This window comes from Polaromonas sp. JS666, from assembly GCF_000013865.1.
In the GTDB taxonomy this organism is placed as follows: Bacteria; Pseudomonadota; Gammaproteobacteria; order Burkholderiales; family Burkholderiaceae_C; genus Polaromonas.
In genome coordinates this window covers 2,865,891-2,884,387 of the sequence record NC_007948.1, presented here as the reverse complement: position 1 = coordinate 2,884,387, position 18,497 = coordinate 2,865,891, and the positions used below count along the sequence as shown (strand labels likewise).

The window sequence follows — 18,497 nt, the reverse complement described above, 5'->3', positions numbered from 1 at the left end:
GACCACAAATGTAGTGACTAAGCTAGTCAAAATGATTCCTATCTACCTACTCAACCAGCCTTTATGAACACAGTAGCAATTATTTTTGACTTTAAGGCTCTTCCTTTTAAATTAGATCTTCAGGCAATTTCGCTATCTCTTGATGAGCGCATTAGAGCCACCGGACCTGTTGGCTACTTGGGTAAGGTTATGAGCTTCGCTGACGGCTTACCAACCGCAATTCTTTTCGCCTACGATGACAGTTCTACACCTGATGCTGATGAGGCAATCACAGCGGTGATGAGCATAATCGGTCAAGCTGCAGTTGCTTTCGGTGGTTGGTCACTTTGGGATCAGCTAAGGGATGAATGCGGTGCCTTTCAAGTTACCAAGGAAGAAATTCCCGATTTACATGCGCAGCTAACAAAAAACTTGAATTTGGATAAGGAGCCGGGCGTACTTTTGTCCACCGGCCGCAAACGCGGAAGGTGGTTCTAGGCTCAAGCTGGTTGTTCAATTTTGCCTAAAGCCAGCTCTACTTGCCGGCCTGCGACACCAGCACCGGCTTGTCCCGATACACCTCAGGCATCACGGTTTTCAGGTTCGCGATCTTCGGCAAATCAAACCGCGCAATGTAAGGCTGGTTCGGATGCAGGGTCGCGTAGTCCTGGTGGTAAGCCTCCGCCGGATAGAAGCCGTTTAGCGGCGTGAGCTGTGTCACGATCTTGTTGGGGAACACCTTGGCGGCGTCCAGCTGGGCGATGTAGCTTTCGGTCACTTTTTTCTGGTTGGCGTCCTGGTAGAAAACGGCGGACCGGTATTGCGTGCCGCTGTCCGGGCCCTGGCGGTTCAATGTTGTTGGGTCGTGCGCCACTGAAAAGTAAATCTGCAGCAGCTTGCCGTATGAAATCTTTTTCGGGTCGTAGGTGATCTGCACGGATTCGGCGTGGCCGGTACGGCCTGAGCCGATCATCTCGTAGCTGGCGGTCGCTTTTTCGCCGCCTGCATAGCCCGATACGGCGTTGAGGACGCCCTGGGTGTGCTGGAACACGGCTTGCACGCCCCAGAAGCAGCCGCCGGCGAACACCGCTGTGGCGCTGCCCGCCTGCGGGCCTGCCTGTGCGGTGGCCGGCATGTCCATGGCCGGGGCGGGCAGTTTGACGGCTTTTTCTTCTGCCGAGCTCACGCCCATGCCGCCGCCCACAAAAACCCAGGCAGCCAGTGCGACTGCGCCAAGGGTGAGGAGGTATTTGTTCATCATCATGCTGCCTTGAAGTTAAGGGCCAGGCCGTTGATGCAGTAGCGCAGGCCGGTGGGTTTGGGGCCGTCGTCAAACACGTGGCCCAGGTGCCCGCCGCAGCGGCGGCACAGCACTTCTACTCGCTTCATGAACAAGGTGGTGTCGCTTTCTTCCACCACGGCCTTGTCCATGGGCTGCCAGAAGCTGGGCCAGCCGGTGCCGCTTTCAAACTTGGTGGTGGATGAGAAAAGGGGCAGGGCGCAACCCGCGCAGGTAAAAACGCCTGCGCGCTTTTCCTTGTTGAGCGGGCTGGTGTAGGGGGGCTCGGTGCCGGCCTGGCGCAAGACGCGGTACTGGTCGGGCCTGAGAAGTTTCTGCCATTCGGCATCGCTGTGGGTGACTTCATAGACCCGCGCCGCGTGCGCTGGCGTGGCCGCCAGCAGGCCGCGCATGCCGGCCAGTGCAGCGGCTACGCCGGCGGAGAGTGCGCCAAATTTCAACAAGGAGTTTCTGCGGGTCATCATGAATTTGCCTTTCGCGTTGCCCAAAGTGGGCCATGGCTGTTGGTCGGCGAGGGGGCCTGTTTCTTACAGGCTGAGTCCAGGAACCCCATCAAGCCAGATCAGGCCAGGTTTTGCTTTTTGCGCCGCTTTTCTTTTTTAGAAGAGGAGCAGAAGAAGAGCAGCAGAGGGGGAACCAGGGGAACACCCGTCGGATACTGAAATTGGATGAAGATGCCCGCATTCGGTTCCCGTCCAGGATTCGCGGGGGTCATCGCATGGGTAATTGCATGGGTAATTTCATGGGTAATCGCGGAGGCGTCATGGACTCCCAACCCGCGCCACAATGACAGGCATGCACAAGATCTTCAGGCTTTGCGCTGTTCTGACGTTGGGCGCGCTGGCGGCCTGCAACGGCCCGCCCGACGATTCGCACACCGAAGATGTCCAGCTGCAGCTGACGGGAACATGGCTGCGGGACTGTGAAGAAAACGACACCCGTGTGCGCCGTGTGCTGGTGCTGGGGCAGGACGGCCACTTTGGCGAAATGTCCAAGGCCACCCAGCGCGACGGAGTCCTGGTCGAGCATCATCACGCCGGTGAATGGCACTTTGACGGTACCAACCTGAAGCGCCGCTACACCAGCATTGACGGGCAGAAGCCCTCTGCGCCCAAGTTTCCGTATGCCGCGTTCGAGGTCCGATTCGAGTCACGCAATGAATTCATCGGTACAGACAATATTCGCAAGCGCCAGGTGCGCTACCGGCGCGTGGCCGATGGCACGCTGCCTTGAGTGCAATGCAGTTCAGTCAAACCCTTGCCCCTGACTTGTCATCCCGGACTCGATCCGGGGTCCATGGATTGCGGGTCAAGCCCGCAATGACAAATCAACGTTGTAGTTTTCGCGGTATTCACCCCGTCCTGATCACCGAAATAAACTCCGTGCCGCTTTCGGGCAGCCAGACTTCGCCCGGCCGGCCGAGTATCTGGCGGATGTTGGCCGCGGGGCGGTGCATGGGGATCACGTCGAACTTCTCGGCGCGCGGGTCGAAGCGCAGCATGGCGTTGTTGCTCCACTCGGAGGTCCAGACGATGTCTTTGTCGTCTACATACACGGCGTAGATCTGCGGGCTGGCGCCCGGTGCTTTCCAGGTGCGCCAGCTGTTGGGGCCGAGGCCCAATGCCGGGTCGTGCACCGAGAGGTTGCCGCTGTTCCACTCGGCCACCCAGATGCGGCCGCGGCTGTCGGACCAGACGCGGCGCGCGCCCTGGCGCTGTGTGGGTGGTTCAACGACGCGTGACTCGCCGGTGCTCCGGTCTATCTGCGCAATGAAGGACCCGGCCAGCGAGCACCACCACACGTCGCCCTTTGGAGTGGCGCAAATGCCGTAGGGCCCGCGCCCGCGTGGCGCTTCCTTCACGCTGACCTTGCCGGTGCGCACGGCCACCTTGCCCACGTAGCCGCCTTGCCCGGTAAACCACAGGTCGCCGCCGCCATCAAAGGCGCAGGTGTTGAGGTTGGCGTAGGGTGTTCCGGCGGGCAGGGGGAAGAGCTTCACCTCTCGCGCCGGCCAGCTCACGCGCGCAATGGCGTTTTGTCCGCTGTCGGTCAGCCAGGCTGCGCCGTCGGGCCCGGCAATGACGCCATGCGGCGACGAACTGCCGCCATTGCTTCCCAGGGCGATCAGCTCGGACTTGCCGGTGCGCGGGTCAAACCAGCCCAGGTGCCCGCTGCGCTGCGCCGAGAACCAGACCCCGCCACCGGTCGCGGGCGCCACGTCGTGAATGCCTGTGCTGCGCGGGGTGTTGAGCGGCCAGGATTGCAGGCGAGAGGTGCCCGTTGTCTGTGCGTGCCCGGTGGCGGGCGAGAGCAGGGCGCCTGCGAAGACCCCACCCAGGGCAATACCCGAGAGGCCGGGCAGTGCCGCCACTGCGCCCAGTGCGGCGCGGCGGCTGATACGTACTTGTTGAGGTTGCGTTGGCAGTGCCATGGCAGATTCTCCTGCGCGTTCGGGACTGGTTGGACAAGGTCGTGCGGGATCATTGTGGCGGCAATGTGCTGCCGCATGCAAGGGCTGCAAGGGTGCACCTGCCGGTGGCTCTGCTGATGACCGTGCTGTCGATTGCCCTTCTCTGGATCCCGCCGGAAATCACGGCTTGCCCTGCGCGGTCAGTCCAGCTCAAGCGCCATGAAGACCCTGAGCGCAGCATAGGCGTCATTGGCGGCGTAGATGATCTGCGCGTCGGACAGCTTGCTGTTGGCCCAGTTGGAGGTGGTGGCTTTTCTGGATTTGATGAACCGCTTGTTGAAAACCACGGCCACGGCCCCGCGCACGCCCATGTCCTTGCGGTAGCCTTTTTTCCTGAACACGGTGTTCAGGTCCAGCACACCCTGCGGGTCAACGCCGAATTTGCTGATGAGACGCCGGCGGTCGTCCCCCAGGCCGAAGCCGGCCTTGATGATGGCCGGCGACTCCATCAGCATGGCCACGGCGCGGCGGCAGTCCGCATCCTGCAATTGAAAGATATAGGCCTTCTCCAGTGTGGACAGCTGGACGATGTGCGGTCCGTCGGATGCCTCGTTTTTGGCAAAGGTCGGTCTGGATTCGGTATCGAACCCGAGGGCCGCGGTGCCTGCGAGTTCCTCCAGCGCCTTGCCGGCCTGCTGCGGCGTTGAAACCACCTGTACCTGCGCCAGCCCCAGCCGCTCGAAAGGCTCCAGGAGCGCAATTTGATCTTTACCAGGTGTTACGAAATGCTCGGTCATAGGGTTCCATGCATCAAAATAGAAAGAGAGCAACCCACATCATGGCAGCACAAAGCAGCACAAAGCAGCGCCACCGACACCTGCAAACTTTTTCCGTCACCCCGCAACAGGCACCGGGCGGTTTTCCCGCACCAGGTTTTTGTGCTGTACTGACCGGCCTGACCCGGCACGGCCTTCAAGCAAAGTCCTCGCACATGCTTTTATACTGGGGACGGCTTTGTCATAGTCTTGGCCTTGTGCCTTTGTGGCAGCACGGCTACCATTAATTGTCGCCACCGCGCCAGGCGTGTCTGGCGGCATATAACGCAGGAGGGGAGGTTCCATGCCACAACTCATCGCATCTGTCGAAGGCGTCGAAATCCAGCATGTCTATCTGAAGAACAACAGAACGACGCTTGGCCGCAGGCCCTATAACGACATCGTGCTTGACAACCTGGTGGTGAGCGGCGAGCACTGTGTGTTTGAGCTCAAGGGCCTCGCGGATGTCTACATCGAGGATCTGGGCAGTACCAACGGCACCTATATCAATGGCCAGATGATCAAGTCCAGGCAGCTGCTGCTGGACAATGACATCATCGCCATCGGTAATTTCAGGATTCAGTACCTCGCTGCCTCCGAGCATGAGCAGCCTCTCGTATCCGAAAAAACGGGCACCATGCCGCTGGAGGCGCTTGGCTTTCCGGGCACCAGTGGTGCATTGCAGGCCAGCCTCAAGGTCTTGTCGGGTTCTTCTGCGGGGCTGGAGGTTCCGGTGGTCAAGGCGGTAACGACTTTTGGCCGGCCGGGCGTGGCGGTCGTGGCCATCTCTCATCGGCGCGATGGTTACTACGTCGCCCACATGGACGGCGAGACGCAGCCCACGCTCAATGGCAAATCGATTGGGTACAAGGCGATTCCCTTGAGCCACCACGATGTGCTGAACCTGGCGGGAACCGAGATGGAGTTCTTGCTGCAACCCCGATAATACTTATCGAAGTACTTATCGAAGTACTTATCGAAGTGCCCTGTCGGGACGCAAGCCGGGCGGTTGCGAAGGCGCTGCACCGGCCGGCAGGTTTCAAGCCTTCACTGCACCGTGGCCGATTCGTCCGGCCTGGTTTTTTTCATCGCTGCCAAGCTCAACCCATTCATGAAAAGCAATCCATCCGGCGGACTCGTCTATTCCACCGACGCGGGACGAATGTGCCCCGATTGCCGCAAGCCCGTGGCGGGCTGCGTTTGCCGTCAGCTCAAGGCCATGGCAACATTGGACGGAAAGTCCGGCGGTGTGGTCCTTGTCTCCAGGGAGAGCAAAGGCCGTGGCGGGAAAAGCGTGACTGTGGTGAAAGGGCTGCCGCTGGATGCACTGGCGCTGGCCCAGCTGGGAAAGCAGCTCAAGACAGCGTGCGGCTCGGGTGGCACGGTGAAGGACGGCGTGATCGAGGTGCAGGGCGAGCACTGCGAGCAGGTGATGCAGGCGCTGAAGAAGCAGGGTTATGTCGTCAAGCGGAGCGGTGGTTAGTGAACCCCGAAGACCTGCAGCTCCTGCTGACCCGCGAAATGCCTTATGGCAAATACAAGGGGCGGCTGATTGCCGACTTGCCGGGCAACTACCTCAACTGGTTTGCCCGTGAAGGTTTTCCGAAGGGCGAGATTGGTCGCCTGCTGGCGCTGATGCACGAGATCGACCACAACGGCCTGTCGTCGCTACTGGATCCGCTTCGCAAGCGATAGGGTTCGCCGTCTGTCGAAGATCGCCAAAATGCTATTAAAAATATGGTTCTTCATCAATTTCACTGTGATTTTTTGCTCGCTGCGGGACAATCCAGTGATTCAAAATTACCAGCTTGAACATGAAAGATACGGCGCTGTATGAGCAGCTTCTTGGACTGAAGGCACCCTGGTCGGTCAAGAAGGTAGACCTTTCTTTGACAGACCAGCGCGTGGTGGTCGAAGTCGTGTTGAAGAAGGGTCAGGTATGGGCTGACTCCACCGATGCGACCAAGAGGGCTCACATCAATGGCTGGAGCGAGCGCCAATGGCGTCACCTTGATACATGCCAGTTTGAGACGATCATCAGGGCACGTATTCCCCAGCTCAAATTCAGTGACGGCACTGTCGAAGAGTTGATGGTGCCCTGGGCGGAGCGCTACAGCCGGGTCACCACCTTGATGGCTGCGTTCGTTATCAAACTGCTTGAAGCCTGTCCCACCACGCAAGCCGTATGTACGCTCACACGACTGTCCTGGAGCACGGTCAACGCCATCATGGTCAGCGCCGTGGCGCGAGGCATGCTGCGGCGTACCGAGGAAGAGATTTCGTACCTTGGCATCGATGAAAAGAGTTCGGAGAGAGGCCACACCTACGCCAGCATCCTGACCGACATTGACCGCTCGCGGGTGCTGGACTTGGTGCCAGACAGGAAGCTGGGAGCGGCCGTGAGCTTGCTGGAAACGCTTTCTCCGGCGCAACGCATGTCGGTCAAGGCGGTGGCCATGGATATGTGGCCGGCGTACATGAGTGCGGCCAGGCAATGCATGCCGCAGGCGGACATCGTGCATGACAAGTTTCACATCTCCAAGTACCTTGGTGAGGCAGTGGATGCTGTGAGAAAACAGGAGCACCGCAAGTTGTCCCAAGCAGGCACCTCGCCATTGGCAGGCAGCAAATGGGCGTGGTTGAGAAAGTATCCCGATGGCCGTAGCGCTGAAGCCGTCTCGTTTCGGGCCTTGAACCAGCTCAACTTGAAGACAAGCCGGGCCTGGTGCATCAAGGAGAACTTTACCCAGTTCTGGAGCTACAGCTACAAAGGAGCTGCCAAGCGCTTCTTCAAAGCCTGGTCGAATAACGCGATGAGGAGTCGCCTGGAGCCTGTGAAAAAGGTAGTCAGGATGCTCCGACGCCACGAGGAAGGACTGCTGAACTATAGCCAACATGGAATCAGCAACGCCTGTGCAGAAGGCTTCAATAGTGCCATCCAGCTCATCAAAGCCAATGCGCGCGGGTTTCGCAACTTCACCAACTACCGGGCAAGGATTCTGTTTCATTGTGGAAAGTTGAACTTGGCTATGGCCTAGGAAAAGCTCCCAGTGAATTCAACGAAGCTCCAAAAATATAGTTGATGGGTGGCGTTTTTGATCGGCGACAGGGCCTTTTTTGAAATGAAAATTCCGGAGGGGGCCTGCAAGGCACAGCCCTCACGGAACGCCCTTCGCAATCGCCTTACTTTTTCATCTCGTCCTTGGCCATGGCGTCTTTACCCATAGCATCTTTACCCATTGCGTCTTTTTTCATGCCGTCCTTGGCCATGCCAGCTTTGGCCATGTGATCCTTTTTCATGGCGTCTTTAGCCATGGCATCCTTGCCCATGGCATCTTTCTTCATGTCATCCTTTTTCATGGCGTCCTGTGCCATGGCGCTGGCGCCGGCGAAAAGCATGCAGGCAGACAGGAGGGAGGCGGTCAGTGTTTTCATTGTTGTTTCCTTGGTGGTGATGAATCAGTTGTTGAATAAAACGGCAACGCTGAAGTCGATGATTCAGCTATTGCCGGCGTTGCAGGGTCTCTGAGCAGGCTCAGCTACCTCCGAACCAGTTGTAGCCCTGGTCTTCCCAGTAGCCGCCAGGGTAGGTGTTGGTGACGAAAATCGCCTGGATATGTTTGGGGTTCTTGTAGCCCAGCTTGGTGGGCATGCGCAGCTTCATCGGAAAGCCGTATTTGGGGGGTAGCGGCTGCCCGTCGTAGGTGAGCGCCAGCACGGTTTGCGGGTGCAGGGCGGTCGGCATGTCGATGCTGGTGAAGTAGTCGTCGGCGCACTTGAACCCGACGTATTTGGCAGTCAGGTCAGCACCAACCCGGCGCAGAAAGCTGGCAAACGGCACACCGCCCCATTTGCCGATCGCGCTCCAGCCTTCGACGCAGATGTGGCGGGTGACTTGGTCTACCTGCGGCATGGCGCGCAGCTCCGGCAGCGCCCATTTGCGCTTGTCGGCGACGAGGCCGGTGACCTCCAGGCGGTAGCTGCTTTCCTCGATCTGGCGCACTTCGCTCTCGTTGTAGTAGGCATTGAAGGGGAAGGGGCGCGTGATCATCGAGTCGGGGTAGGTGGGGGCCAGGCGGTTGGGGTCAAACAGCCAGCCTTGCACCTTGTCATTCATGCGGGAAATCCGCATCAATGCCGTGTCTATGCTGGCTTCATCCACCAGCGTGCAACCCGTGAGCATGGACAGGCCGCCGAGCGTGAGCGAGCGGCGCAGGAAGTCGCGGCGGGCGGGCTCGCTGATGCGACTGGCGTGGCTGATTCGGCTCACGGCTTCCTTGAGCACGGCGTCGCCGTCAATGGCCAGGCGGGGAGGGGTTTTGATCATCACGTCAGGCTCCTTAGCGGCCGCGAACCATGTACAGCAGCGTGCGCGGCACCAGCGCCACCATCACCAGGTGAACCGCCACAAACGCGGCCAGTGCGGCCATGGCGAAAAAGTGCACCAGCCGGGCGCCTTCGTAGCCACCCATCAGCTCGCGCAGCAGGGGGAATTGCACCGACTTCCAGAGCACCAGGCCAGAGATCACCAGCAGGACGCTGTCGACCATCACAAACAGGTAGGCCAGGCGCTGCACCATGTTGTAATGCCGCGGGTCGGCATGGGCGAGCCGGCCCTTGAGCGCGGCCTGCAGATCGGCCAGCAGGGCCCGGGGAGAGAGCGGAAAGAACTTGCGCAGCAGGCGGCCGGTGGCAAGGTTGAGGACCAGGTACAGCAGGCCGTTGATGCCCAGCACCCACATGGCGGCAAAGTGCCACTGGAGGGCACCGCCCAGCCAGCCGCCCAGCGTGATGTCTTTCGGAATCGTGAAGCCCAGGAAGGCAGTGGCGTTGTAGATTCTCCAGCCGCTCATCATCAGGACCACGACCGCAAGGGCATTGAGCCAGTGCATGGCCCGCAGCCACCCGGGGTGAATCACCTGCTTGCCGGTATCCATCATGGTGCTCCTCATTCGCCAACAAAGCCTGGGACTCCCAGGGTCTCCACGGCAGGTTTGCTGCGTGTTGACGGTTGGTCGAGGGGAACGCCGGTTTCTTACAGCCGGAACAATGCTGAAAGAAAAATCAGGGTAAATCAGGGGCGACCTGGAGCCAGCCCGCCATCGGGCCTGCCTGGCCGGCCCTGAAAGACTGCGCAAGCTGCAAGGAACCACGCACCGCTACAAGCGATCGTCGGCTGTCGCCGCGTTTAATTGCTTAAAGAAAAGGCGAATGTTTTGAAATCACCGCACGCAATCAAACCCAAACTGGTTGCTGGCGGGCTTGCTGGTCAGCCTGGCATGCAGACCACGCTTCTGGCATTCGGCCTCAGCAATGTCCTGAGCGTTCGCAACGTCCTGGCGCCGCGCCTGCACGACGATGAGCTTTTCGCTGGAGCTGACCAGTTCGGCGGCGCAGCCCGTCATCAGGACGCAAACCAGCAGCAGGAGTTTTTTCATGGATCGTTTCCTTGGTGAAGCGCTGGGTTACAGGGTTACAGGGTTACAGGGTTACAGGGTTACGGGGGTTACAGGATCTTGCTGAGGAACCTGCGCGTGCGCTCTTCCTGCGGCTGGTCGAAGATGGCGGCGGGCGTGCCTTCTTCGACCACCAGGCCTTCATCGATAAAGATGACCCGGTCAGCCACCTGGCGGGCAAAGCCCATCTCATGGGTGACGACGACCATGGTCATGCCTTCCTCGGCCAGGGCCTGCATGACATTGAGCACCTCCCCGACCATCTCCGGGTCGAGCGCCGAGGTCGGCTCGTCAAACAGCATGATGCGCGGCTGCATGGCCAGTGCCCGGGCAATTGCCACGCGCTGCTGCTGCCCGCCCGAGAGCTGGTTCGGGTAGGCATCGATCTTGTCACTCAGGCCCACCTTGGCCAGCAGCTCGCTGGCCCGCAGGCGCGCCTGGGCGGCGGTCAGCCCGCGCACCTTGGTCGGCGCCAGCGTGATGTTCTCCAGCACCGTCTTGTGCGGAAACAGGTTGAAGCGCTGGAATACCATGCCGATCTCCGAGCGCAGCGCATCCACATCGGTTTTGGGCTCATGCACCGACACCCCATGCACCAGCACCTCGCCGCCGGTGGCCTCTTCCAGGCCGTTGAGGCAGCGCAGGAACGTGCTCTTGCCCGAGCCCGACGGCCCGATGACGCACACCACCTCGGACGCCTTGATGGTGCAGTCGATGCCGCGCAGCACGGGAAGATGACCAAACTGCTTGGTCAGCCGGTTAACGCGAATCACCTCGTCCATAACGAGCCTCCAGTTTTTTGACAACGTATGCAAGGCCCAGTGTCAGCACCCAGTACATGAGCGAAATCGTGAGGTAGGGCTCCCAGTAGCGTGAATAGGCGCCGGCCACCGTGCGCGCGGCGTAAGCGAGTTCGGCCAGGCCGATGGCCGAGATCAGCGACGAGTCTTTCAGCAGCGAAATGGCGTTGTTGCCCAGCGGCGGCAGCATGCGACGAAACGCCTGCGGCAGCACCACGTGGTACATCGTGCGTGGAAACGACATGCCCAGCGAGCGCGACGCCTCCACCTGGCCCTTGTCAATTGACTGGATGCCAGCCCGGAAGATCTCGGAGATGTAGGCGCCCGCGTTTAGCGTCAGCGCCACAATGCCCGACAGGAAGGCGCCGTAGTTCTGTTTGATGTTGCGGGCCGTCTCGCCCGAAATCAGCAGGCCGTCGGCCGGGTTGATGAACAGCGGCAGCACCGCAAAGTGGATCAGCAGGATCTGCACGAACAGCGGCGTGCCGCGGAAAAAGCTGACATACACGGTGGACGGCCAGCGCAAGGCGTACTGGCAGAGCTGCCGGGCGGGCGCGTGGCGTGCCTGCGCCAGTCGCGCCATGCCAATGGCCAGGCCGAGCGCCGTGCCCTGCACAATGCAGATCAGCGTGACGGTGATGGTCATCTGCAGGCCGCGCCAGAACAGCACGGCGTATTCCGAAATGATGTCGGCGCGAAACCAGCCGAACCAGAGGACTTGCTCCATAAGGAAAGCTTGGGCTCAGTGCTTATTGGGCCGGTAGCACGGGGGCTTCAGCCTGGAACCACTTCTTGTAGATCTGCGCGTAGCTTCCGTCGGCTTTCACCGCGGCCAGGCCGGCGTTGAGCTTGTCCAGCAAGGCCTTGTTGCCCTGCTTGACGACGATGCCGAAGTACTCCTTGGGAAAGGCCGGGTCGCTGACGGTCTTGAGCTGCTTGTGCTCCTGGGCGCGGAAGGCAATGACGCCGTTGTCGCCGATGGCCGCATCCAGGCCGTTGTTGGCCAGCTCGGAGATCACCACGGGCGTGCTCTCGAAGCGGCGGATGTCGGGGTTGGTCTTGCCGAACTCGCGCGAGGCCATGTCGTCGCCAGTGCTGCCGGTGACCACACCGATCTTTTTGCCGGCCAGGTCCTTCAGGCCTTTGGCGGTGCTGTTGCTGTGCACGGCGAGCAGCTGGCGCGCCTCGAAGTAGGGGGTGCTGAAGTCGTAGGACTGCTTGCGCTTGTCGTTGATGGTCACGCCGGAGATCACCAGGTCCAGGTCGCCGTTGTTGAGGGCGGCGAAGATGCCGGTCCAGGGCGTGTTGACGATCTTGATCTTCAGGCCAGCCTTCTGGGCGATGGCCTTGATCATGTCCACGTCGTAGCCGACGATGTCCTTGCTCGGGCTTTCATAGGCAAACGGCCGGTAGGTGGCGCTGGAGCCGACCACCAGCTCGGTGTTCTGGGCATGGACGCCGCCCAGCGCGAGTGTGAACAGTCCGGCCGTAGCCGCTATTTTTTGCAAGAGATTCATGGGTAAGTCCAAACAGGTGGGGGTGGAAAACGCATCAAGCGGCCCGCTGAGGGCCGCAAATCGAAAAGATGCCAATGGTAACGCGTGCCAAGCCGGGCACACGCTCGTTGACGGTAACGGATGGGGCAGGCGCACACCTGCCTGCATCCGGCACCGGCGTGAGCTGCAGGACCAGGACCAGGAGCCGTCAGGCCCCGGGCGTTCTCAGGTGCTTGTTGAAAAATTCCATCGTGCGCCCCCATGCCAGCCGGGCTGCGGCGGCGTCGTAGCGCGGTGTCGTGTCATTATTAAAACCGTGCTGGGTGCCGGCATACTGATGGGCCGTGTAGCGCACACCGGCGGCTTTCAGGGCCGCCTCGTAGGCCGGCCAGGACGCGTTGATGCGTTCGTCGAGCCCCGCAAAGTGGATCAGCAGCGGGGCCTTGACTTTGGCTGCGGCTTCTGTCGGAGGGTGGTTGCCATAAAAAGACACGACCGCGTTGAGTTCGGGCAGGCGGGTCGACAGTGTATGAGCCACGCCACCGCCGTAGCAGAAGCCGACGACGCCTACTTTGCCCGTGCACTCTTCCCGGCCACGCAGAAAAGTCGCAGCTGCGACAAAATCCTCAATGACCTTTGGTTGGTCCAGCCGGCCAAAAAGATCCCAGGCCTTGTCTTCGTCGCCCGGGTAGCCGCCCAGCGGCGAGAGCGCGTCGGGCGCAAAGGCGATGAAGTTGTCGAGCGCCAGGCGGCGAGCAATATCTTCAATGTGCGGGTTGAGTCCGCGGTTCTCATGTATCACCAGTACACCCGGCAGCTTGCCGGAGGCGTTGGCCGGCCTGGCCAGGTAGCCCTTGCAGGTGCCCGACCCGGCCGTTGAAGGGTAGTCCAGCATGGCGGTCTTGAGCCGCCTGTCGTCTTTGGGTACCTGTTGCCCCGCGGCAAAGTTGGGGCTCAGGGCGGCGAGCAACGCGCCGGCCGTCATGCCAGCAGTGGCAAATTTCTGGGCACGCTCCAGAAAGCCGCGCCGGTCTATCGTGCCATGCACATAGGCATCAAACAGAATCAGCAGTTCCTGGTCAAAATCCTGGGCAGTCTTTCGGGTCATAAGCGGCTCCTGACAAACCTTCAGCATCTCGGCGCGCTGCCGGACAGATTGAAAGCATCTGTAAATTCCCCAGTGGCCGCAAGGGCCAGGAAATGGCTGGAATTCCCGGTTGCTATGAAAAGCGTAGCTAATTAGCCCCGCATTCAATGGGTGAGAGTGGTTTTCCTTTCCTCGATTGCTGCAAAGCGGAAAATTCCTGATTAAATAGCGCCTTGAAGGGACCGGGGCGGGACCGACGCAGAATTTTGACCGGGGCGGCAAGCCGTCAGTGGCCTGCGGCCCGTCATCACTGCCCAAGCGGCTTGCACCCATAAAAAGGAGGACACATTGTGAACCTGACGACATTTCTGATGACGTTGCTGGGCATTGCCGTGGGCGTGCTGGCGGGCATCTTGCTCTACGCCTGGTGGTTGCGACGGCAATCCGAAGTCAGGTTGCTTCCACCCGCCACATGGCCGCTCAGGGCCCGCGGGGTGGTGACGACCCAGGAACACAACGTCTGGAAATGGCTGCGCAGCACCTTTCCTGACCATATCGTGATGGCCAAGGTCCCGGTGTTGCGGTTTACCATTCCGATCGAAAGGGAAGAGGGTACGGGCGCTGGCCAGCAGTGGCTGGAATTGCTCAACGGTGTTTATACGACCTTCACCGTCTGCACCACGGAGGGCAAGGTGGTGGGTTGCGTGGATGTGCATGGCAAGCGCGGCCTGAGCAAGTCCAGCCGTGACTTGAAGGACTCGCTGCTGTCGGATTGCGGCATACCCTATACCGTTGTTCTCACGACGCGCCTGCCACCGGTCGATGCAATGCGTGCCGCCTTTTTGGGGGAAATCCCGGGGAACCAGGGGCAAGAGGAGCAGGACCATCAGGAGACCCGCGTCGATCACAGCAGTTTCCATGAGGAACTGGATTCCTTTACCCGGCAGCGGGTCAAAACTGCCAAAGAGGCCGCCTTGAAAGAGCTCAACAAGGACAGCTACCAGGGTGCACAACCTGGCAAAAACAGCGATGTCGGTTTTAACGCCGATGGCTCAGGCACCATCCGGTCGCCAGACGACGCAGACCGGTTTGCCGTGCAGTGGGACGATTCATTCATCCAGCCGCTGGACACCCGGCCCGCCAAGCTTGACTAAGGCACCGCATCGATGACCGCGGTTGAGGTACTGCCGGCCGGCTTGCGTCCCTGCATGAGGGCGACGTCTTGAGCCGGCTCGGACTGACCCGGGACAAGATCTACAAGACTGTGGCGCGGCAGCTCCACGGCACGGTGCCTTGCTGGGTCTGCGGCGAGCATGTGACCCCCCAGGCGGCGACCCTCGAGCACATTCAGCCCCTGAGCTCAGGTGGCAACAGCCATGCGGAGAACCTGGCCATCAGCCACGAGATCTGCAATGGCCAGCGGCATGCGGCGGGCACTGTGCCTGCCTCTGCTGGGTCTCCCGGACAGGTGTTCAGGCGGGCCGCCACAGAGTCCTGAAAAAGCCGTGTGCTGCTGATGGCTCTGATGGCTCTGATGGCTGATGGTGGCCAGCTCACGCGGTAGCTTGCCAGGGCGCGCTACGCCGCAAGTTCGAGTTCATCCGTCAGAAAGCCGCCGCTCTGGTGAGCCCACAGCCGCGCATACAGGCCGCCACTCGCCAGCAGCGTGCGGTGGCTGCCTTCTTCCACGATGCGGCCCTGGTCCAGCACAATCAGCCGGTCCATGGCGGCAATGGTCGAGAGGCGGTGCGCAATCGCAATCACCGTTTTGCCCTGCATCAGGGTGTTCAGGCTGCCCTGGATGGCGAGTTCCACTTCAGAGTCGAGTGCGCTGGTGGCCTCATCCAGCAGCAGGATAGGGGCGTCCTTGAGCATGACGCGGGCAATCGCGATGCGCTGGCGCTGCCCGCCCGAGAGCTTGACGCCGCGCTCACCCACGTGCGCGTCGTAGCCCTTGCGGCCATGCGGGTCTGTCAGGTTGGCAATGAAACCGTCGGCTTCCGCGCGCCGTGCGGCGGTCTGCATCTGCGCTTCGGTCGCGCCGGGGCGGCTGTAGGTGATGTTGTCCCGCACCGAGCGGTGCAGCAGCGAGGTGTCCTGCGTGACCATGCCGATGTGGCTGCGCAGGCTGTCCTGCGTCACGCCGGCAATGTCCTGCCCGTCGATCAGCATGCGGCCGGCGTTGAGGTCATGAAATCGCAGCAGCAGGTTGACCAGCGTGGATTTGCCGGCACCGGAGCGGCCGATGAGGCCGATTTTTTCACCAGGCTTGATAGTCAGCGCGAGCCCGTCGATGACGCGCGGCCCCTCGCCATAGCTGAAACCAAGCTGCTCGAAGCGGATCTCGCCACGCGGCACCTCGAGCACGGCGGCATCTGGCTTGTCGACAATCGCGCGCGGCCGTGACAGGGTGTTGATGCCATCCTGCACCGTGCCCACGCTTTCAAACAGGCTGGTCATCTCCCACATGATCCAGTGCGACATGCCCTGCAGGCGCAGGGCCATGGCCGTGGCCGCCGCGACGGCGCCGGCGCCCACCTGGCCCAGGCTCCAGAGCCACAGCGAGGTGCCCGCCATGCCCAGGATCAGGCCCATGCTCAAGGCGTGGTTGACGATTTCAAACGCGCTCACCAGCCGCATCTGGGTGTAGCCGGTTTTCATGAACTCCTGCATGGCGGAGCGGGCAAAGGCGGCTTCGCGTTGGGTATGCGAGAACAGCTTGACGGTGGTGATGTTGGTGTAAGCGTCGGTGATGCGGCCGGTCATCAGCGAGCGCGCATCGGCCTGCTGCTTGCCGATATGGCCCAGCCGCGGTACAAAGAAGCAGAGCGACGCGATGTACAGCGTCAGCCAGGCCAGGAAGGGGGCCATCAGCCGGGTGTCGAAGGCGGCGGCCAGTACGGTCATGGTCGCCACATAGACCACCATGGCCACCAGCACATCGGCCAGCACAAACAGCGTGTCGCGCACAGCCAGTGCGGTCTGCATCACCTTGGTGGTCAGGCGGCCGGCAAATTCGTCCTGGTAAAAGGCCATGCTCTGGCCCAGCATCAGACGGTGGAAGTTCCAGCGCAGGCGCATCGGGAAGTTGATGGCCACCGTCTGGTGCTTGACGATGGTCTGCAGCGCGACCACGACAACGCTGCCCAGCACTATCCACGCCAGCACCGTGAGGGTGGCGCCATGATCAGTCCACAAGCGCGCCGGCTCGGCCTTGCCCAGCCAGTCCACGATGCGGCCCAGCATGGCAAACATCAGCGCTTCAAAGGCCGATATCGCGGCAGCCAGCAGCGCCAGCATCAGGATATAGCCGCGGGCGCCGCGGCTGCACGCCCAGATGAAGGCGACGAAGCCCTTGGGCAGTACGGCTGGCTCGGCCTCCGGGTAGGCGTGCAGCAGCCTTTCGAATTTCCTGAATAAGGGCATGGCGGCGGCGCCGGCCTATTTCACGAGTTCCAGCAACCGGTCCAGCCCGCCCTCGTTGATGGCCACCATGGCCTGCTCGCGCACCCTGGGCTTGGCGTGGTAGGCCACCGACAAACCGGCTTCACCCATCATGGGCAGGTCGTTGGCGCCGTCACCCATGGCAATGGCCTGCCGCGGGCTGATGCCCAGCTGGCCGCAGGTCTCCAGCAGCATCTTGCGCTTTTCTTCGCCGTCGCAGATATCGCCCCAAGGCTGGTCCACCATGCGGCCGGTGAGCAGGCCGTCCGTGGTCTCCAGGACATTGGAGCGGGTGTAGTCAATACCCAGCTCGTCCCGGATGCGGTCGGTAAAAAAGGTGAAGCCGCCGCTGACCAGCAGCACCTTCAGGCCGGCGTCCTTGCAGGCTTGTACCAGCCTGGCGGCGCCGGGGTTCAACCGGAGCCGCGTGCGGTAGACCTCGTCCATGCTGGCGACGCTGACGCCCTTGAGCAGGGCCACGCGCTGGCGAAGGCTTTCCTTGTAGTCGCTGATTTCGCCGCGCATGGCCGCTTCGGTGATGGCCGCCACTTCCGCCTTGCGGCCGGCCGCGTCGGCAATTTCGTCCACGCACTCAATGTTGATGAGCGTAGAGTCCATGTCAAAGGCGATCAGCTTGAAATCGCTGAGTTTCAGGTCGGGTGTGGCGACGTTGACGACGAGGCCGGGGGAGATTTCAGTGGGTTGCATGGATTAAAAAAATACGGTTAAAGAGATACACCGCGCTGTGTGGCTGGCTGCGTGTTGCGCATCCACGATTTCACGCGGCTCAGGTGCTCCAGGTTTTGCAGCAGGTCGTCGGGGGTGTTCATGGGTGAAATTCGCTATTGTTTTGATAGCTTCTTGCGCAGTTTTGGCTGCGGCTAGAGGCTATTTTGTATAAGTTTTCACGGTGGAGTCACTTCGGGCCAACTTGCGCGACTTCCTTGACCACTTCCTCTTTCAGCCAGTTTTCCACCCGTAAACCCGGCACACGGCGAAATTCCGCTTCGTTATCCGTCACCAGCGTGCAGTCCAGCGCCAGCGCGTGAGCGGCAATCAGGGTGTCGTTGGGGCCTATGGGAGTGCCCTGTTGTTCTAACGCGGTTCTAAGCTGTGCGTAACAGTCGGCCACTTCACTGCCCAGCGGCAGGATTTCCAGGGATTGCATCACCCGTTCATAGGCCAGCTCCAACCGGGGATGGGATTTACGCGTCAGGCCAAAGCGCAGCTCACACTGAACTACCACGCTGGTGCATACGTCGGATGACTCGAATTCTTTTGCGATTTGTGCAAAGCGCTGGGCGGCGATGCCGTTGGCGTCACGCATCATGTTGGAAATGATATTGGTGTCGAGCAGAAACCTTCTACTCATAGCTTGATGTCATCCAGCGGCAAGAGCCCCTCGTCCACGTCGGGAAATTCTTCGAGCATGGGCTCCCAGCTTTTCATGCTTTCCAGCGCGGCCAGCAGTGCCGCAGCGCTGCCCTTGGGATGCTTTGGTTGAATCGGTTCGATGATGAGCTTGTCGCCTTCGCGGTGCATGACCGCCTCTTTGCCGGGCAATTCAAATTCTTTGGGAATTCGCACGGCCTGATTCGCCCCGTTGCGAAACAGGCGGACATGACGTGCCGGGGCTTCCACTGGGTATTCAGCAGTTTTTTCAGCGACGTGATGCATGATCTTCTCCAATGAGTGCGGATATGCGTTAGT

General features: G+C 60.8%; 24 protein-coding genes. 8 read left to right on the top strand and 16 right to left on the bottom strand.

Annotated elements, in window-relative coordinates:
• Positions 1 to 63: 63 nt before the first annotated feature.
• On the top strand, positions 64 to 477 hold the full coding sequence (locus tag BPRO_RS13630; protein ID WP_011483656.1) for a hypothetical protein: 414 nt from the start codon (positions 64 to 66) through the stop codon (positions 475 to 477).
• Between the two features lie 37 nt (positions 478 to 514).
• On the opposite strand, the gene msrA is transcribed toward BPRO_RS13630, so the two are convergent.
• Both msrA and msrB read right to left on the bottom strand, forming a co-directional pair.
• A complete protein-coding gene (gene msrA / locus BPRO_RS13625; protein WP_011483655.1) occupies positions 515 to 1,243 on the bottom strand; it encodes a peptide-methionine (S)-S-oxide reductase MsrA in 729 nt (242 codons plus the stop codon).
• Positions 1,240 to 1,743, bottom strand: coding sequence for a peptide-methionine (R)-S-oxide reductase MsrB (gene msrB / locus BPRO_RS13620; RefSeq protein ID WP_011483654.1), 504 nt, complete (start codon positions 1,741 to 1,743; stop codon positions 1,240 to 1,242). Before msrB ends, msrA begins: the two co-directional genes overlap by 4 nt.
• A 331-nt stretch (positions 1,744 to 2,074) precedes the next feature.
• Here msrB and BPRO_RS13615 point away from each other — a divergent pair, with 331 nt between their 5' ends.
• A complete protein-coding gene (locus BPRO_RS13615) occupies positions 2,075 to 2,512 on the top strand; it encodes a hypothetical protein (RefSeq protein ID WP_041388820.1) in 438 nt (145 codons plus the stop codon).
• 118 nt (positions 2,513 to 2,630) lie between these two features.
• Here BPRO_RS13615 and BPRO_RS13610 read toward each other — a convergent pair whose 3' ends face one another.
• A complete protein-coding gene (locus tag BPRO_RS13610; protein ID WP_011483652.1) occupies positions 2,631 to 3,710 on the bottom strand; it encodes a Vgb family protein in 1,080 nt (359 codons plus the stop codon).
• A 179-nt stretch (positions 3,711 to 3,889) separates the two neighbouring features.
• Positions 3,890 to 4,486, bottom strand: coding sequence for a 3'-5' exonuclease (locus BPRO_RS13605; RefSeq protein ID WP_011483651.1), 597 nt, complete (start codon positions 4,484 to 4,486; stop codon positions 3,890 to 3,892).
• Positions 4,487 to 4,808: 322 nt separating this feature from the next.
• On the opposite strand from BPRO_RS13605, the gene BPRO_RS13600 reads away from it, so the two are divergent.
• From BPRO_RS13600 to BPRO_RS13585, 4 genes are all read left to right on the top strand, one after another.
• Entirely contained in the window at positions 4,809 to 5,450 is a 642-nt protein-coding gene (locus BPRO_RS13600; protein WP_011483649.1) for an FHA domain-containing protein, read from the top strand.
• 165 nt (positions 5,451 to 5,615) lie between these two features.
• Positions 5,616 to 5,987 (top strand): translation initiation factor Sui1, encoded by a 372-nt coding sequence (locus BPRO_RS13595; protein ID WP_041389789.1) that lies wholly within the window; start codon positions 5,616 to 5,618, stop codon positions 5,985 to 5,987.
• Positions 5,987 to 6,199: a DUF3820 family protein gene (locus BPRO_RS13590; RefSeq protein ID WP_011483647.1), complete on the top strand. Its 213-nt coding sequence runs from the start codon at positions 5,987 to 5,989 to the stop codon at positions 6,197 to 6,199. The genes BPRO_RS13595 and BPRO_RS13590 overlap by 1 nt, the downstream gene beginning before the upstream one ends.
• Before the next feature lie 119 nt (positions 6,200 to 6,318).
• Positions 6,319 to 7,542, top strand: coding sequence for an ISL3 family transposase (locus BPRO_RS13585; protein ID WP_011483646.1), 1,224 nt, complete (start codon positions 6,319 to 6,321; stop codon positions 7,540 to 7,542).
• Between the two features lie 145 nt (positions 7,543 to 7,687).
• Here BPRO_RS13585 and BPRO_RS13580 read toward each other — a convergent pair whose 3' ends face one another.
• The 8 genes from BPRO_RS13580 to BPRO_RS13545 form a co-directional block, all read right to left on the bottom strand.
• Complete coding sequence (locus BPRO_RS13580) at positions 7,688 to 7,939, bottom strand: pentapeptide MXKDX repeat protein (RefSeq protein WP_011483645.1); 252 nt, start codon at positions 7,937 to 7,939, stop codon at positions 7,688 to 7,690.
• 100 nt (positions 7,940 to 8,039) lie between these two features.
• Positions 8,040 to 8,831, bottom strand: coding sequence for a molybdopterin-binding protein (locus tag BPRO_RS13575; RefSeq protein ID WP_011483644.1), 792 nt, complete (start codon positions 8,829 to 8,831; stop codon positions 8,040 to 8,042).
• A 13-nt stretch (positions 8,832 to 8,844) separates the two neighbouring features.
• On the bottom strand, positions 8,845 to 9,444 hold the full coding sequence (locus BPRO_RS13570) for a cytochrome b/b6 domain-containing protein (RefSeq protein WP_011483643.1): 600 nt from the start codon (positions 9,442 to 9,444) through the stop codon (positions 8,845 to 8,847).
• 282 nt (positions 9,445 to 9,726) lie between these two features.
• On the bottom strand, positions 9,727 to 9,942 hold the full coding sequence (locus tag BPRO_RS13565) for a hypothetical protein (protein WP_011483642.1): 216 nt from the start codon (positions 9,940 to 9,942) through the stop codon (positions 9,727 to 9,729).
• 68 nt (positions 9,943 to 10,010) lie between these two features.
• Positions 10,011 to 10,733 carry an amino acid ABC transporter ATP-binding protein gene (locus tag BPRO_RS13560; protein WP_041389787.1) on the bottom strand — a complete coding sequence of 241 codons (723 nt, stop codon included), beginning with the start codon at positions 10,731 to 10,733 and terminating at the stop codon, positions 10,011 to 10,013.
• Positions 10,720 to 11,487: an amino acid ABC transporter permease gene (locus BPRO_RS13555; RefSeq protein ID WP_011483640.1), complete on the bottom strand. Its 768-nt coding sequence runs from the start codon at positions 11,485 to 11,487 to the stop codon at positions 10,720 to 10,722. The genes BPRO_RS13560 and BPRO_RS13555 overlap by 14 nt, the downstream gene beginning before the upstream one ends.
• Before the next feature lie 22 nt (positions 11,488 to 11,509).
• Positions 11,510 to 12,277: a basic amino acid ABC transporter substrate-binding protein gene (locus tag BPRO_RS13550; RefSeq protein ID WP_011483639.1), complete on the bottom strand. Its 768-nt coding sequence runs from the start codon at positions 12,275 to 12,277 to the stop codon at positions 11,510 to 11,512.
• Between the two features lie 187 nt (positions 12,278 to 12,464).
• Positions 12,465 to 13,364, bottom strand: a complete 900-nt coding sequence (locus BPRO_RS13545; RefSeq protein ID WP_011483638.1) for a dienelactone hydrolase family protein — start codon at positions 13,362 to 13,364, stop codon at positions 12,465 to 12,467.
• 329 nt (positions 13,365 to 13,693) lie between these two features.
• Here BPRO_RS13545 and BPRO_RS13540 point away from each other — a divergent pair, with 329 nt between their 5' ends.
• Both BPRO_RS13540 and BPRO_RS13535 read left to right on the top strand, forming a co-directional pair.
• Entirely contained in the window at positions 13,694 to 14,497 is an 804-nt protein-coding gene (locus BPRO_RS13540) for a DUF2726 domain-containing protein (protein WP_011483637.1), read from the top strand.
• 68 nt (positions 14,498 to 14,565) lie between these two features.
• Positions 14,566 to 14,841 carry an HNH endonuclease gene (locus BPRO_RS13535; RefSeq protein WP_011483636.1) on the top strand — a complete coding sequence of 92 codons (276 nt, stop codon included), beginning with the start codon at positions 14,566 to 14,568 and terminating at the stop codon, positions 14,839 to 14,841.
• An 80-nt stretch (positions 14,842 to 14,921) separates the two neighbouring features.
• Here BPRO_RS13535 and BPRO_RS13530 read toward each other — a convergent pair whose 3' ends face one another.
• The 4 genes from BPRO_RS13530 to BPRO_RS13515 all read right to left on the bottom strand — a co-directional run bounded on the left by BPRO_RS13530 (position 14,922) and on the right by BPRO_RS13515 (position 18,464).
• Positions 14,922 to 16,769, bottom strand: a complete 1,848-nt coding sequence (locus BPRO_RS13530) for an ABC transporter ATP-binding protein (RefSeq protein WP_011483635.1) — start codon at positions 16,767 to 16,769, stop codon at positions 14,922 to 14,924.
• A 15-nt stretch (positions 16,770 to 16,784) separates the two neighbouring features.
• The gene (gene serB / locus BPRO_RS13525; protein WP_011483634.1) at positions 16,785 to 17,495 is read right to left on the bottom strand and encodes a phosphoserine phosphatase SerB; all 711 of its coding nucleotides are present in this window, start codon (positions 17,493 to 17,495) and stop codon (positions 16,785 to 16,787) included.
• Between the two features lie 208 nt (positions 17,496 to 17,703).
• Positions 17,704 to 18,117: a type II toxin-antitoxin system VapC family toxin gene (locus BPRO_RS13520; protein ID WP_232291405.1), complete on the bottom strand. Its 414-nt coding sequence runs from the start codon at positions 18,115 to 18,117 to the stop codon at positions 17,704 to 17,706.
• Positions 18,118 to 18,155: 38 nt separating this feature from the next.
• A complete protein-coding gene (locus BPRO_RS13515; protein ID WP_011483632.1) occupies positions 18,156 to 18,464 on the bottom strand; it encodes an antitoxin in 309 nt (102 codons plus the stop codon).
• Positions 18,465 to 18,497 lie beyond the last annotated feature (33 nt).

What these genes read in the sequence shown, in the direction of transcription:
- BPRO_RS13630 (WP_011483656.1), top strand. Translation starts at nt 64, where the DNA reads ATGAACACAGTAGCAATTATTTTTGACTTTAAGGCTCTTCCTTTTAAA.
- msrA (WP_011483655.1), bottom strand. Translation starts at nt 1,243, where the DNA reads ATGATGATGAACAAATACCTCCTCACCCTTGGCGCAGTCGCACTGGCT.
- msrB (WP_011483654.1), bottom strand. Translation starts at nt 1,743, where the DNA reads ATGATGACCCGCAGAAACTCCTTGTTGAAATTTGGCGCACTCTCCGCC.
- BPRO_RS13615 (WP_041388820.1), top strand. Translation starts at nt 2,075, where the DNA reads ATGCACAAGATCTTCAGGCTTTGCGCTGTTCTGACGTTGGGCGCGCTG.
- BPRO_RS13610 (WP_011483652.1), bottom strand. Translation starts at nt 3,710, where the DNA reads ATGGCACTGCCAACGCAACCTCAACAAGTACGTATCAGCCGCCGCGCC.
- BPRO_RS13605 (WP_011483651.1), bottom strand. Translation starts at nt 4,486, where the DNA reads ATGACCGAGCATTTCGTAACACCTGGTAAAGATCAAATTGCGCTCCTG.
- BPRO_RS13600 (WP_011483649.1), top strand. Translation starts at nt 4,809, where the DNA reads ATGCCACAACTCATCGCATCTGTCGAAGGCGTCGAAATCCAGCATGTC.
- BPRO_RS13595 (WP_041389789.1), top strand. Translation starts at nt 5,616, where the DNA reads ATGAAAAGCAATCCATCCGGCGGACTCGTCTATTCCACCGACGCGGGA.
- BPRO_RS13585 (WP_011483646.1), top strand. Translation starts at nt 6,319, where the DNA reads ATGAAAGATACGGCGCTGTATGAGCAGCTTCTTGGACTGAAGGCACCC.
- BPRO_RS13580 (WP_011483645.1), bottom strand. Translation starts at nt 7,939, where the DNA reads ATGAAAACACTGACCGCCTCCCTCCTGTCTGCCTGCATGCTTTTCGCC.
- BPRO_RS13575 (WP_011483644.1), bottom strand. Translation starts at nt 8,831, where the DNA reads ATGATCAAAACCCCTCCCCGCCTGGCCATTGACGGCGACGCCGTGCTC.
- BPRO_RS13570 (WP_011483643.1), bottom strand. Translation starts at nt 9,444, where the DNA reads ATGATGGATACCGGCAAGCAGGTGATTCACCCCGGGTGGCTGCGGGCC.
- BPRO_RS13565 (WP_011483642.1), bottom strand. Translation starts at nt 9,942, where the DNA reads ATGAAAAAACTCCTGCTGCTGGTTTGCGTCCTGATGACGGGCTGCGCC.
- BPRO_RS13555 (WP_011483640.1), bottom strand. Translation starts at nt 11,487, where the DNA reads ATGGAGCAAGTCCTCTGGTTCGGCTGGTTTCGCGCCGACATCATTTCG.
- BPRO_RS13550 (WP_011483639.1), bottom strand. Translation starts at nt 12,277, where the DNA reads ATGAATCTCTTGCAAAAAATAGCGGCTACGGCCGGACTGTTCACACTC.
- BPRO_RS13545 (WP_011483638.1), bottom strand. Translation starts at nt 13,364, where the DNA reads ATGACCCGAAAGACTGCCCAGGATTTTGACCAGGAACTGCTGATTCTG.
- BPRO_RS13530 (WP_011483635.1), bottom strand. Translation starts at nt 16,769, where the DNA reads ATGCCCTTATTCAGGAAATTCGAAAGGCTGCTGCACGCCTACCCGGAG.
- serB (WP_011483634.1), bottom strand. Translation starts at nt 17,495, where the DNA reads ATGCAACCCACTGAAATCTCCCCCGGCCTCGTCGTCAACGTCGCCACA.
- BPRO_RS13520 (WP_232291405.1), bottom strand. Translation starts at nt 18,117, where the DNA reads ATGATGCGTGACGCCAACGGCATCGCCGCCCAGCGCTTTGCACAAATC.
- BPRO_RS13515 (WP_011483632.1), bottom strand. Translation starts at nt 18,464, where the DNA reads ATGCATCACGTCGCTGAAAAAACTGCTGAATACCCAGTGGAAGCCCCG.